The organism is Pseudomonas sp. Leaf58 (assembly GCF_003627215.1).
In the GTDB taxonomy this organism is placed as follows: Bacteria; Pseudomonadota; Gammaproteobacteria; order Pseudomonadales; family Pseudomonadaceae; genus Aquipseudomonas.
The window spans coordinates 3,212,992-3,226,144 of record NZ_CP032677.1; the positions used below are offsets into that span (position 1 = coordinate 3,212,992).

General features: G+C 63.0%; 14 protein-coding genes. 4 read left to right on the top strand and 10 right to left on the bottom strand.

The genetic code is table 11. The features are described 5' to 3' along the window. Positions 1–59 precede the first annotated feature (59 nt). Complete coding sequence (locus DV532_RS14895) at positions 60–1,823, top strand: phosphoethanolamine transferase CptA (protein WP_082477039.1); 1,764 nt, start codon at positions 60–62, stop codon at positions 1,821–1,823. A 24-nt stretch (positions 1,824–1,847) separates the two neighbouring features. On the opposite strand, the gene DV532_RS14900 is transcribed toward DV532_RS14895, so the two are convergent. From DV532_RS14900 to DV532_RS14915, 4 genes are read right to left on the bottom strand one after another with little or no spacing between them, the layout of a single operon-like run. Next, positions 1,848–2,384, bottom strand: coding sequence for a membrane integrity-associated transporter subunit PqiC (locus DV532_RS14900; protein WP_056802451.1), 537 nt, complete (start codon positions 2,382–2,384; stop codon positions 1,848–1,850). Positions 2,385–2,395: 11 nt separating this feature from the next. Then, a complete protein-coding gene (locus tag DV532_RS14905; protein ID WP_056802454.1) occupies positions 2,396–4,036 on the bottom strand; it encodes an intermembrane transport protein PqiB in 1,641 nt (546 codons plus the stop codon). Beyond that, complete coding sequence (locus tag DV532_RS14910; RefSeq protein ID WP_056802458.1) at positions 4,020–4,664, bottom strand: paraquat-inducible protein A; 645 nt, start codon at positions 4,662–4,664, stop codon at positions 4,020–4,022. Before DV532_RS14910 ends, DV532_RS14905 begins: the two co-directional genes overlap by 17 nt. After that, on the bottom strand, positions 4,661–5,257 hold the full coding sequence (locus tag DV532_RS14915; RefSeq protein ID WP_056802461.1) for a paraquat-inducible protein A: 597 nt from the start codon (positions 5,255–5,257) through the stop codon (positions 4,661–4,663). Before DV532_RS14915 ends, DV532_RS14910 begins: the two co-directional genes overlap by 4 nt. A 151-nt stretch (positions 5,258–5,408) precedes the next feature. Between DV532_RS14915 and DV532_RS14920 the strand changes: the two genes are divergently transcribed. Next, a complete protein-coding gene (locus DV532_RS14920; protein WP_056802464.1) occupies positions 5,409–5,882 on the top strand; it encodes a YMGG-like glycine zipper-containing protein in 474 nt (157 codons plus the stop codon). Between the two features lie 51 nt (positions 5,883–5,933). Here DV532_RS14920 and DV532_RS14925 read toward each other — a convergent pair whose 3' ends face one another. Further along, complete coding sequence (locus DV532_RS14925) at positions 5,934–6,839, bottom strand: LysR family transcriptional regulator (RefSeq protein ID WP_056802467.1); 906 nt, start codon at positions 6,837–6,839, stop codon at positions 5,934–5,936. A gap of 253 nt (positions 6,840–7,092) precedes the next feature. On the opposite strand from DV532_RS14925, the gene DV532_RS14930 reads away from it, so the two are divergent. After that, complete coding sequence (locus DV532_RS14930; protein ID WP_056802469.1) at positions 7,093–7,479, top strand: VOC family protein; 387 nt, start codon at positions 7,093–7,095, stop codon at positions 7,477–7,479. An 81-nt stretch (positions 7,480–7,560) separates the two neighbouring features. Here DV532_RS14930 and DV532_RS14935 read toward each other — a convergent pair whose 3' ends face one another. Beyond that, complete coding sequence (locus tag DV532_RS14935) at positions 7,561–8,226, bottom strand: response regulator (protein WP_056802473.1); 666 nt, start codon at positions 8,224–8,226, stop codon at positions 7,561–7,563. Between the two features lie 123 nt (positions 8,227–8,349). Between DV532_RS14935 and DV532_RS14940 the strand changes: the two genes are divergently transcribed. Beyond that, complete coding sequence (locus DV532_RS14940) at positions 8,350–8,919, top strand: hypothetical protein (protein WP_056802476.1); 570 nt, start codon at positions 8,350–8,352, stop codon at positions 8,917–8,919. Positions 8,920–9,026: 107 nt separating this feature from the next. Here DV532_RS14940 and DV532_RS14945 read toward each other — a convergent pair whose 3' ends face one another. The 4 genes from DV532_RS14945 to DV532_RS14960 all read right to left on the bottom strand — a co-directional run bounded on the left by DV532_RS14945 (position 9,027) and on the right by DV532_RS14960 (position 13,150). Then, entirely contained in the window at positions 9,027–10,706 is a 1,680-nt protein-coding gene (locus DV532_RS14945) for an MFS transporter (RefSeq protein ID WP_056802479.1), read from the bottom strand. A gap of 241 nt (positions 10,707–10,947) precedes the next feature. Then, a complete protein-coding gene (locus DV532_RS14950; RefSeq protein WP_056802482.1) occupies positions 10,948–11,727 on the bottom strand; it encodes an alpha/beta fold hydrolase in 780 nt (259 codons plus the stop codon). Next, positions 11,724–12,149, bottom strand: coding sequence for a VOC family protein (locus DV532_RS14955; RefSeq protein WP_056802484.1), 426 nt, complete (start codon positions 12,147–12,149; stop codon positions 11,724–11,726). Before DV532_RS14955 ends, DV532_RS14950 begins: the two co-directional genes overlap by 4 nt. Before the next feature lie 74 nt (positions 12,150–12,223). Further along, positions 12,224–13,150, bottom strand: coding sequence for an alpha/beta fold hydrolase (locus tag DV532_RS14960; RefSeq protein ID WP_056802487.1), 927 nt, complete (start codon positions 13,148–13,150; stop codon positions 12,224–12,226). Positions 13,151–13,153: the final 3 nt, after the last annotated feature.

Genomic DNA, 13,153 nt, shown 5'->3' on the forward strand with positions numbered 1-13,153 from the left:
TCACGGCCTTTCCGGCCACGAGCACATCCGCTGGCCGCCAAAGGTACGACGAGGCATACGTGTCACACACAACATCCCCCTCCGCGCCCAAGCGCGTGGACTGGGCCGGCCTGGGCTGGCTTTTGCTGTTCTTCTGGTATTTCTCGGGCGTGACCCAGGCATTGCTGCTGTTCAGCGGTACTACCGGGTTTGCCGGTTTTCGCGATGCATTCTTCCTGAGCAGCCTGTGGCTGGCCCCGGTACTGCTGCTGCCACGCTTCACCCGCGCCACGGCAGCGGTGATTGGCCTGGTACTGTGGGGCGCGTCGCTGGTGGGCCTGAGCTACTTCGGCATCTACCGCCAGGAATTTTCGCAAAGCGTCATTTTCGTGATGTTCGAGTCGAATACCGCTGAAGCCGGTGAATACTTCAGCCAGTACTTCAGCGTGTGGCTGGGCTTGGCACTGCTGCTGTATACGCTGGTGGCGGTGCTGCTGTGGAAGCGCGTGCGCCCGGTCAGCCTGCCGCTGCGCAGCCGCTTGCCGGTGGTCGCCCTGCTGCTGCTGGCCAACTTGGTGTACCCCTTCTACAAGCAGATGGTCACCCAAGAACGTAGCTTCGCCGACGCCGCCGACAAGGTGCAGCAGCGCATGGAACCCGCCGTGCCCTGGCAGCTGCTGGTTGGCTACCGGCAATACCGCCAGCAACTGGACAACATGCAGCAACTGCTGGCCCAGAATGCCGCGCTGCCGCCCCTGCAAAACCTGGCTGACAGCAGCGGTGCGGCGCCACGCACGCTGGTGCTGGTACTGGGCGAATCGACCACCCGCGAGCACATGCACCTGTACGGCTACAACCGCGACACTACCCCCAACCTGGATGCGCTGGCCGCCAGCGACAAGGGCCTGACGGTGTTCCGCGACGTGGTGTCGCCACGCCCGTACACCATCGAAGTGATGCAGCAGATCCTTACCTTCGGCGATGAGCAGAACCCGGACCGCTTCCTCACCGACCCGTCGCTGATCAACCTGATGAAACAGGCCGGTTACAAGACCTTCTGGATCACCAACCAGCAGACCATGACCAAGCGCAACACCATGCTGACCACCTTCTCGCAACAGACGGACGCGCCGGTGTACCTGAACAACCAGCGCAACCAGAATGCCAGCCAGTATGACGACGTGGTGTTGGCGCCGTTCGAGAAGGCCCTGCAAGACCCCGCGCCGAACAAGTTCATCATCGTGCACCTGTTGGGCACGCACATGGACTACCGCTACCGTTACCCGAACGACTACGCGCATTTCACCGGCAACCAGGGGGCGCCCGCCAAGCTGACGCCCGACCAGGTGGAAACCTACAACTTCTACGACAACGCCGTGCGCTACAACGACTATGTGGTATCGAGCCTGATCAAACGTTACTCGGCCGGCAGCCCCAATGGCTTCTTGCTGTACCTGTCGGACCACGGTGAAGACGTGTACAGCTCTGGCGACCACGACCGCCTGGGGCGCAACGAAGGTGCGCCGACCCGGCCGATGTACACCATCCCGTTCCTGCTGTGGACCTCGCCAAGCTGGCAGGCCGCGCACCCGCGCGACTTGCAGGCGATGGCCAATCGCCCTTACAGCAGCTCGCACCTGATCCATACCCTGTCCGACCTGGCCGGGCTGAGCTATGACCGCTACGAGCCGGCCAAGAGCCTGGTAAACCCCCAGTTCGTGGCAGCGCCGCGCTGGATTGGCGACCCGTATCGCAAGGATGGCTTGCGCGAGTTCGACCACCTGCCGCTGGACAAGACCGAGCAGGCTCAGGAAACGGCCAGTAGCGGCAAACGCCTGAACTGACCGTTGCGCAGTTGAGATAGCCCATCAGGCAGGTTGCACACAACGGCCCTGGCGGGCGCTGCCCCGCACCGCCTCGGCCAGCCTGCGCAGGTTGGCCTGATGGGCGTTGACCAGGCCGGCGATGCTGTTATCCGCCGGTGTTTGCAGCGAAGTACGGCAGGTCAGCCCGGCCTGCCCTGGCTGGCTTAGGCGCCACACCGCTTCCAGCGAGGCGTAACGCCCCGGCACGCTATCGAAGCGCTGCACGTCAACCCGCAGCTGCGTGTTGCCGGCGCCCACCGGGCCACCCAATTGGTCCTGCAACGCGCTGCGAAACTCATCAACCAGGTTAGCCCCCCACCACTCCGTCTCAAGGATCGCCAGGCCGCTCTGCCCTTGGCGCACCACCAATTGCGGCCGGTCTACCTGCGGCGGCACCGCCACCCTGGCCACCTGGATACGCTGACCGCTGTCGCGCACCGGTTCGTTCGGTACCAGCGTGTGATAGTTGTTTGGGGTACTGCTGCAGCCCCACAGCAGCACCAGCAGGCCCGCCCCACACGCATTGCGCAATCGTTGCATCGGCAGTTTCCTCAAGGTTCTAGGGCGGCGGCGCCGGCCGCTTTCGGTCGGCCGCGTATCAGCGACTCGGGGTGCCGGCCCAGGTAATCAGCTAGGTCTCGCAGCGATCGCGACATGCGCTCCAGTTCGTCCAGGGTTTCGCCCATCCGCTCGCGCTGCGGCGAGTCCTCGGAAATGGCCGAATTAGCCGTGCGCAGGGTCTTGTGCACTTCGTCCAGCGCCACCTTCACATCCGGCAGGGTCTGGCCATTGAACTGTTTGAGGCTGGCGCGCAGTTCACGCAGGCTGCCGTCGAGGTTGGCGGCAATGCTTTCCAGCGGCAGCTTGGCAATACGCTCCACCACCCGCTGCAACTGCTCCTGCAACTGCTCCAGGCTGCCCGGCAGCGTCGGGATGGTGATGGGGTCGGCGCTCTTGTCGAACGCTACCTTGGGGGCATCCGGGTAGAAGTCCAGGGAAATGAACATTTGCCCAGTAATCAGGTTGCCGCTGCGCGCCTGGGCCCGCAGCCCGTGCTCGACGAAGGTACCGATCAGGCGCCGCGCACCGTCCATATCGCCTTCACTGTGCTTGAACACCGCTAGCATCTTGCGGTGCACCGGCCCCAGCCGTTGCGGGTAGATGACTGCATCGACCACTACCGGGAAGGTCTGCCGGGCGGCATCGTAGTCAAGCTTGACCGAGGTGACCTGGCCGAACTCCACCCCCTTGAACTCCACCGGGGCGCCCACCGACAGACCGCGCATGGCCTGGTCGAAGCGCAATTGCAGGTATTGCGCCTGGCCATTGGGCGGCGCCAGGGCCGTGGCGCGGTCGGCAAACAGCTGAAAACTGGCCTGGTCGGCAGCGGGCTCGGCTTGCGGGGCGAAATCGGGTGAACCAAAGGCCAGGCCGCCCACCAGGATCGACGACAGTGATTCGGTATCGACCTTCAGGCCGTTGGCACCGATCTGCATGTCAACGCCACTGGCATTCCAGAAACGGGTATCGGCGGTGACGAAGCTGTCGTAGGGGGCCTGCACGAACACCCCAATCTCCACGCCCTTGCCATCGTCCTGCAGGGCAAAGGAAACCACTTCACCCACCGGGATCTTGCGGTAGTAGATCGACGAGCCAACATCCAGCGAACCCAGGTCGCTGGCAGTTAGCACAAAGCGCTTGCCCTGCTCGTCGTAGGTTATCGGCGGTGGCAGCTCCAAGCCGACAAAGGACTTTTCCGGCAGCTTCGATTCACCGGAGTCCGCGCCGATGAAACTGCCCGACAACAACGTATCCACCCCAGAAACGCCGCCCACGCCAATGCGCGGCCGCACCACCCAGAAGCGCGCACCTTGGGTTGCGAACGCGCGGGCGTCGTTGGACAGCTGCACCTTGGCGACCACGCTTTTCTTATCGTCGGCCAGGTCCACCGTAGTGACTTCGCCAATCACCACGCTGCGGTACTTGACCTGTGTCTTGTGCGCCACCAGCCCTTCCCCGGTGTGGAAGGAAATGGCAATCACCGGCCCCTGCTGCATCCAGTTGCGCACTACCAGCGAAGCGCCGATCAGAATCGCCAGGATCGGCACGATCCACACCAGCGACACACTCCAGCGCCGGGTACGCACCTCGGCATGTCCCGCGCCATCGGGTTTGTCAGTCTGTTGCCCCATCAATACGCTCTCCCTCGTTGGCTTGGCTATCCCAGATCAGGCGTGGATCGAAGCTCATCGCAGCAAACATGGTCAGTACCACCACCATGCCAAAAAACAGGATGCCCACCCGCGGTTCGATAGTGCCCAGCCCACGCAACTGCACCAATGCCGCCACCAGCGCGACCACCATTACATCAAGCATCGACCAGTAACCGATCAGCTCGAGGAAGCGGTACAGCTGCGAGCGTTGACGGCAGGCCCAGGTAGAACCGTGCTGGGCGGTGTACAGCAACAGGCCAAGGGAAAAGAACTTGATCGCCGGCACACCCACGCTGGCAATGAAGATGATCAACGCGATGTCCCAAGCCCCAGCTTCCCAAAACTCCAGCACACCACCGCCAATGGTGCTTTCGCTGCCACTGCCGAGCATTTCGGTGTGCATCACCGGCAGCAGGTTGGCGGGGATGTAGAGAATCAGCGCTGCCAGCAAAAACGCCCAGCCGCGGCTGATGGCATTGGCTTTGCGCCGGTGAATGGCGGCGCCGCAGCGGCCACAGGTGTGCGCGCCGCTGTTCAGCGGGCAGGCCTGGCCGCAGCCATGACACAGGCACAGGCCCAGGTCGTCGGCATTGGCTGGGGTATTCATACCTGCTCCCACAAGTCGCGGATGTCCTTACCGGCGATATGGATGATCAGCATGCTTAGTGCAGCCAAGGCCAGCAGGCCGATGCCGGGGATCACGTCGAGCAGCCCCGCCAGTTTGATCACCGCCACCATCGCCCCTAGCAGGCACACCTCCAGCATGCTCCACGGCCGCAGCCCCTCCAGGCTGCGCATGCACAGGGCAAAACCAGGGGCCCGATGACCCGCCAAAGCGAAACCCAACAGCCAGCACAGCAGACCAATTTGCAACACCGGCGCAAAGATGATGGACAAGGCCATGACCAGGGCAATGAGGGTGATGCTACCGTGGCTGAGGATTTGCACTGAGTCCCATAGCGTGGCCGAGTGGGTCAGCCCCTGCATGCCAATGGTCATGACCGGGTAGAAGTTGGCGAACACCAGCAGGATGCCGCCCGTCACGCTCAGTGCCAGCCGCTGCTCCACGGTCAGCGAGGTATGCCGGTACAGCACGCCGCCACAGCGCTGGCACAGGGCGCGCTGGTGCTTGAGCAGCGGCGCGCGGTGGTACACCGTGTCGCAGTATTCGCAAATGATCAGGGGCTGGGGCTGGCTCATTATGTTTCCGCTGGGAGGCCGGATTCAGGCCGAAATGCGCAGGTGAACAACGCTTGTTATCCGGTTTAGACCATCTGGGCAAAACTGCCATGCTCTGCGCCAAAGGCGAACTATCCTGTGAGACGGGGTTCCCCCCCGCTGGAGGTGTGCTATGCGTACGTTCACATGGAGTTACCTGCTGGTGCTGCTGTGCGCGGCATCGGTAGCCCAAGCGCAGTCGGTGGTGCCGCTCAAAGGCCAGAGCAGCCAGCAGATGCAACTGGATATCAACGATTGCAATACCGTCGCGACCAATGCCGCGAACAGCGCCGCGACGTCCAACGACCCGCATGTTGGCGGCCGGGCACGCGGTGCCGCCGCCGGCGCGGTGGCGGGTGCGGCAGGTGCACAGGTGCGCGGTAACCAGCACGATGAGGTGTATGACCGGGTCGGTGACGATGCCAAGCAGGAATACCGGCAAAACCGTGCAGGTGAAGTGGCTGCGGCCGGTGCCGCGGTGGGTGGCATGCGCCAGCGCCAGGACCGGCGCCAGGACCGCCGCGGCCAGGATGAAGCGAAAACCCAGGCCCATGCCAGTGCCTACAGCGGCTGCCTGCAGGGGCGTGGTTACCAGGTCAACCCTTGATCAGCAGGCACGCCATGCTTGCCCTATTGGGCGAAGCATGGCGTGCCGGTTTTACAACTTCACCAGCTGTTCCCGACAAAACTCCACAAACAGCTGTGCCGGCTTGGTCAGCTGCACCCGCTTCAACCACGCCGCCGCCAGCCCCGACAGCGCCACCGGTTCAGCGATGTCCAGCATGGCCAGGCGTTGCCCGTCGTAGGTGTAGTCCGAATGCGGCCGCGTCACCAGCAGCGAAAAGCCAAAGCCCTGCCCGACCATGCCCCGTACCATCTCGATCGACGGCGAACTGAAGACAATGTTCGGCGTTAGGCCCATTTCGTTGAACAGGCTGACGAAGTAAGTACGGCTGGGTGCCACGTCCAGCAAAATCATCGGCTCCGGGCATAGATCGCGCAGCGACACCTGGGCCTGGCCGGCAAAGCGGTGGTTCTCGGGCAATAGTACGTAGGGTTTCTGCGGCGGCATCAGCGGTTCGGCCTCGATGGTACCGTCCAGGTCATGGTCGTACAGAAACGCCAGGTCGAAGGTACCAGCGGTCAGGCCCTGGATCAGCTCTTGCTGCTCGCCGTCGCGCAGACGGATATCCACGCCTGGGTAGCGCTGGCGGAAGGCGGCGATCAGCCGCGGCAGGTACAGTGGCGCCACGGTTTCAAAACAGCCGATGTCGATCTGGCCGGCCACGGTGTCGTTGTCGGCCAAGGCATTCTGTTCAAATTCGTGGGCCATTTGCAGCAGCGATTTGGTCTTGGCATAGAAGCGCTTACCGCTGGGCGTCAGTGACACGCCTTGGGCGTGGTGGCGGATGAACAGCTGCACGCCGAAGCTCTCCTCCAGGCTCTTGATGGCCGTGGAGATGGACGGCTGGGCGATGTACAACTGGCGTGAAGCCTCGGCAACGCTGCCGGCCTCCACGGTGGTGACGAAGTATTTGAGTTGTCGCAAGGTGTAGGCAGCCACGGGCACCTCGTTGACGCCGGTCTGGGCGCGCAGGGATCGTGCCTGTCACTTTACCCTTGGCAGGGCCCGGATGGAGAACGGCTGATAAAGGATTTACCTATGGCTTAAGCAGGTTTTTTGAGGGGGGGGCGTTGGTTCTCCATGGACGCGCGCGTTTTAGCGAAAGGCGCCCCTGCACCGCCATTGCCGCTGGTCAAAACGCCCCGAGCGGCTTTACTGATATTCATCGGCCCTTAGCATACGGTGTACGCCTATGAAGATCGTGGTCACCAGCATTCTCGTCGACGACCAAGCCAAGGCCCTGGCTTTCTACCATTACGTACTCGGTTTTGAACCAAAGCACGACATCCCCATGGGCCGCCACCGCTGGCTGACCCTCACCTCCCCCAACGACCCCAACGGCGTCGAACTGCTGCTGGAACCCGACGCACACCCGGCAGCCAAGGTGTACAAGGCCGCACTCAAGCAAGACGGCATCCCCGCCAGCTCGTTCGGCGTGCGTGATATCCAGGCCGAATACACCCGCTTGTGCGCGGCAGGCGTGCAGTTCACCCAACCCCCCACGCCCATGGGGCCCGTCACCGTGGCCGTCTTCGATGACACCTGCGGCAACCTGATCCAGATCGCCCAGAAGCACTAGCTGCCTTCACCGCCTCACATCTGGAATGCCAGCTTGCACGGCTGAGGGTGGCCGCCCCGGCTGTGCAGGTGGGCGTTGGCGCTAGCTCACCTTGCGTTCCACCAGGTAGCCGATACCGCGCACTGTGCGGATCAGGCCGTTGAACAGCTTCTTGCGCAGGTGGTAGATGTTCACTTCCAGGGTGTTGCTCTCTGGCTCCTCATCCCAGCCATACAGCAACTGTGTCAGCCGTTCGCGGGTGAACACCTTGCCCGGCTGGGCCAGCAACTCGTGCAGCAGCAGGTATTCTTTAGGCGTGAGTACTACGGGCTGGCCCAGGTAGAGCACTTGCTGGCTGACCGGATCCAGGCACACTCCTGCGTGCTCAATCAGCAAGCGGGCGCGGCCACTACTGCGCCGCAGCAGGGCCCGCAGGCGGGCCTTGAGTTCGTTGAGGTCGAAGGGTTTCACCAGGTAGTCATCGGCACCGGCGTCCAGCCCCGCGATGCGATCGTCGGTGGCATCACGGGCTGTCAGCACCAGCACCGGCAGGCTTTTGCCGGCAGCACGCAAGCGCCGTAGCAGCTCGATGCCGTCCAGGCGCGGCAAGCCCAAGTCGAGGATAGCCAAGTCGAACTCCTCGTGGCACAGGGCATGCAAGGCACTGGCGCCATCCTGCAGCCAGTCAAGGGTATAGCCCTCGCGGCGCAGGCCATCACAAATCCCCTCCCCCAGCGCGGCGTCGTCTTCAACCAACAGCAGTCGCATGCTCAATCCTATTCGTGCTTGATCGCTTTGAGTAAAGCATTGGCCAGTATCCGGGGGCAATCTGAAGCCAATCTGAAGTGCTACATTTGCCATTGCCGCCACGCGCACCCACAAGGAAAACAGATGCGCCACGAATTCAGCGAAGTACTCAACGACCTGGTCGACTACTTTCTGCTCGGCGATATCCAGCTGCTCGAGCACTTCAAACAAGCCCATGCACTGCCCGACGACCTGGCCCACGCCTTTACCCACGGTGACAGCGGCGACCAGGCGGTGCGCGAAGGTATCGTGCTGCCGCTGGCCGGGGTCGACAACCTGCCCTACCGTATTCTGTTCACCTTGGACAACCACACCCCGGCCCTGCGCGAGCCCGGCAGCCGCCTCAAGCACCGGCGCAATGGCTATGTGCTGCGCGTCGAACACGGCGCGTTGATGCTATACACCTGGCGCATTTTGCAGCACTTCACGCCCAAGACATTGGGTGACCTGATGGCGCGCTACCAGGTGCCGGGGCGGCCGATCATCGAACTGGACAATGGCTGGTATGACGTGGAGGTGCTAGCGGGTGCACTGGTGCGCGACGGGTTGTACGAGCCGGCGTTCGAGTTCGTGTTGAAGAAGCGCTGGAGCCAGGGTGAGGCGGCGGCGGTGGATACCGGGTATGCCTTTGGACTGCGGGGGTATTTCGACTGATGGCTTGCCTGTGCCGGCCCCTTCGCGGATAAACCCGCTGCTACAGGTTCAGTGATCCCTGTAGGAGCGGGCTTGCCCGCGAAAGGGCCGGTTCAGGCAACTATCAATCAGCTATGGCTGATTTCCCGGTCCTTGGTCTCCGGCATGAAGAAAATCCCCAACACTGCCGTCATCAGGGCAATCACGATCGGGTACCACAAGCCGTAATAGATATCCCCGGTCGCCGCCACCATGGCAAACGCTACGGTTGGCAGGAAGCCGCCGAACCAGCCGTTGCCGATGTGGTAAGGCAGCGACATTGAGGTGTAGCGAATACGCGCCGGGAACAGCTCTACCAGCCAAGCGGCGATCGGCCCGTAGACCATGGTCACGTAGATCACCAGAATGGTCAGTAGCAACAGCACCATCGGGTAGTGGATCTTCGCTGGGTCGGCCTTTTCCGGGTAGCCCGCCTCTTTCAACGCACCGCTCAGGGTCGCGGTAAAGGCGTCGCTCTGCGCCTTGAAGTCCGCCGCTGCCAAGCTGCTGCCGTCAAAGCTTGGCAATACCCGCTCACCAATGCGGATCTGCGCCACACTGCCCGGTTCGGCCGCTTCGTTGGTGTAGGGGATGGCGCGCTTGGCCAACAGGCTCTTGGCGATATCACACGAGCTGGTGAATTTAGCCTTGCCCACTGGGTCGAACTGGAACGCACATTGGCCAGGGTCGGCCATCACCACCACCGGGTTCTGTTCTTGGGCGACGAACACGTCCGGGTTGCCGTACTGGGTCAGCGCCTTGAAGATCGGGAAGTAGGTCAACGCCGCAATGATGCAGCCGGCCATGATGATTTTCTTGCGGCCGATGCGGTCGGACAGGCTGCCAAAAACGATAAAGAACGGCGTGCCGATCAGCAGCGAGCCGGCAATCAGCAGGTTGGCGGTTTGCGGTTCGATCTTGAGCATCTGCAACAGGAAGAACAACGCATAGAACTGCCCGGTGTACCACACCACCGCTTGCCCGGCGGTGCCGCCCAGCAGTGACATGATCACCACCTTGAGGTTGTCCCAGCGGGCGAACGATTCGGTCAGCGGTGCCTTGGACGCCTTGCCTTCGGCTTTCATCTTCATGAACACCGGTGACTCGTTGAGCTGCAGGCGGATATACACCGAAATGGCCAGCAGCAGGATCGACAACAAGAACGGTACCCGCCAGCCCCAGGCCTCGAACACCTCAGTGCCCATGGCGGTGCGACAGGCCATGATCACCAGCAGTGAAAGGAACAGCCCCAAGGTAGCCGTGGTTTGGATCCACGCGGTGAAGAAGCCGCGTCGGCCCTTGGGCGCATGTTCGGCCACGTAGGTGGCCGCCCCGCCGTACTCGCCGCCCAAGGCCAGGCCTTGCAACAAGCGCAGGGTGATCAGAATGACCGGCGCGGCCACACCAATCGAGGCGTAGCTGGGCAACAAGCCCACCAAGGCGGTAGACAAGCCCATGATGATGATCGTGATGAGGAAGGTATGCTTGCGCCCGATCATGTCGCCCAAACGGCCGAACACGATGGCGCCGAACGGCCGCACAGCGAAACCAGCGGCAAAGGCCAGCAAGGCGAAGATGAACGCGGTGGTTTCATTGACCCCGGCGAAGAAGTGCTTGGCGATGATCGCCGCCAGCGAGCCATATAGGTAGAAGTCGTACCATTCGAACACCGTGCCCAGGGACGAGGCGAAGATGACCTTGCGTTCCTCCTTGGTAATACCGCGTTGGGGCGCGCTGCTGCCCGTGGATGCGCTGTCGAGAACCGCCATGGGGTGCCTCCGTCTTGTCGTTATACAGGCCGGGAGCACCTCATTGCTGTTGCACCGTCGCACCCAGGCCCTGGGGCTTGCTTGGTTATGCGAAGCACGACGAGGCGGGCCGCCTCGGATCGCAGCAAGGTAACTGAAGCATAATAGGCTTTGTCGGGATATCCACTTGCCCAGCGCTTGAACCATCGGCGCAGGCAAGGCCCACGCCCCGACAGGGGCCGCGTCAGTTTCAACAAAACGTTCAGCGCAAAAACTGCAGGACCGCGGCCAGTACCCGTTCAGGCTGTTCCCGGTGCGGCACATGCCCACACGCTTGCAGCAGCTGCATCAACCCCGGCCCGCCAGCCAGCGCCACCAGGCGCTCGGGGTGTGCCGGCGAGCCAAACTCGTCGTTATCGCCATGCAGGCTCAGCAGTGGGCAGCGTACCTGCGCGAGCACGGCATCCAGGTTCCACTCGGCAAAGTCATCGGCCAACCAGTTGTCCACCCAGGCGCGCAATACCCACTCGGCTTTGCCGCCGTGGTAACGCATTAAGCGTTGCAATTGCCCGGGTTCGGCAAACTGCAGGTCCGCAGCGCGGATGCCTTCCAGGGTGCGTGCCTCGACAAACGCTTGCGCCGATTCGGTGATCAGCCCCAAGCACTGGTTGGCGAACGCCGCCGCACAAGCCACGGCCATGCCACCGCCAACACTGTGGCCGAAGACAATGAAGTCGCCAATAGCGAAATAGTCGCGCAGCGCCGTGAACCCTTGCCGCGCCTCATCCTCGACAAAGCCCAGGCGCAATCTGCCCGGGTGGGCGTCGGAGCGGCCAAAGCCCAAGCGGTCATAGGCGATTACGCGGTGCCCGCTGGCTTGCGCCAGCTGCGCCGGGAATTCGCGCCACAAGGCGACACAACCCAGCGAATCATGTAGCAGAACGATAGGCGCACCCTGCGCTTGCTGTGGCACCCACTGCTGGGCAAATAGCTTGCCTTGCGCGGTGTCGATCCAGTGCTCACAGGTAGCCAGCGTGCTCATGGCGCCGCCGTTGCCGGCACCGGCCCTTTCAGCTCCACTTGGTTGCCATCCGGGTCGTAGCAGTACAACGACAACCCCTCGCCTTCCGCGCCATAGCGCTTTTCGGCAGGTTCTACCTTAACCCCCGCAGCTTGCAGGTAGGCCGTCAATGCCAGCTCATCGAACGGTTCGATGCGCAGGCAGAAATGGTGCAGGTTGCGCCCCTCGGCCCCTGGCGCCGCCCCGCCTGGCCGGCCCAATGGGCCGTGCAGGGTTACCAGGTCGATCATGGCCGTGCCGGTGGCCAAATGGACCATCCCCAAGTCATCGCGAACGCGGCTGACCGTGCAGCCGAGCAGCTCGGTATAAAAGGCAATGCTGCGCGGCAGGTCGCTGACCCGCAGCACCAGGTGGTCGATGTGCTTGATGGCGAACGGTCGCATGCCAGGTTCCTTGTGGCGCTAGCGCGAATACATCCGCCACCATAGCCCAGGCAACCCGGCGTGGCCAGAATCACCTACTCGTTTACCAACCGTTGCAGCACGCCGCCTTCATGGCAGGCCAGAATGCGCAGCAGTTGGTCGACCAGCGCCCGGTCCGGCGCATCCAGGTGGAAGTGATGACCGCCCGGGTGCCAGGATATTTTCGCCTGGCAGGGCAACGCCGCCTGGCGCCGGGTAAACGCATCACCGGTAAACGCCCCCTGGCGGCCAAACAGCAGGTACAACGGGCAGCGGATCTGGCTGAGCAAGTCGCAGGCTTCGCGCTCGGTCAACGGCATGGGTTCGGGCAGCACCAGGCGCGGGTCGTGGCGCCAGCAATAGCCATCGCCCAGCTGCAGCAGGTCGCGCATTGCCAGCAGCCGCGCCGCACCCTGCGACAGCTCGGTGTCCAGGCGCTCGCGGCGTTGCGCCAAGGCCGTGTCGAGGTCCTCGAAACGGCTGACGTTCGGCTCGGCAAAACCCTGCAACTGGCTACGCTGCACCATGCGCTTGAGCCGATAGGCCCGGGCCAGGTGTTGCACGCGGTCATCCGCGGCCACCGTGAACGGTGCGCCCATGCCGTCGAGGAAGGTCATGCTGGCTATACCGCTGGTCATGGCCGCTAGCAGCGACGCCACGCCGGTGCCCATGCCATGGGCCAGCACGTGGAATTGCGCCAGGCCCAGGCTGTCGGTCACCGCCAGCATGTCCTCAGCATGTTCCCACAGGTAGTAGCCACTGTCGTGGCGGCGGTGGTCCGAGCGGCCATGACCGACCAAGTCGGGGGCCACCACGAAGCAGCCGTCGAGCATCGGCGCCAGGCGTTCGAACGACGCGGCGTTGTCCAGCCAGCCATGCAGGGCCAGCACCGGGATACCGTCTTCTGGCCCCCAGCAACGCACGGCAATTTCAATGCCGTTGAGGTCAAGCAGGTGATCCTTGGGTGTCGATGAAGAACGCATGGG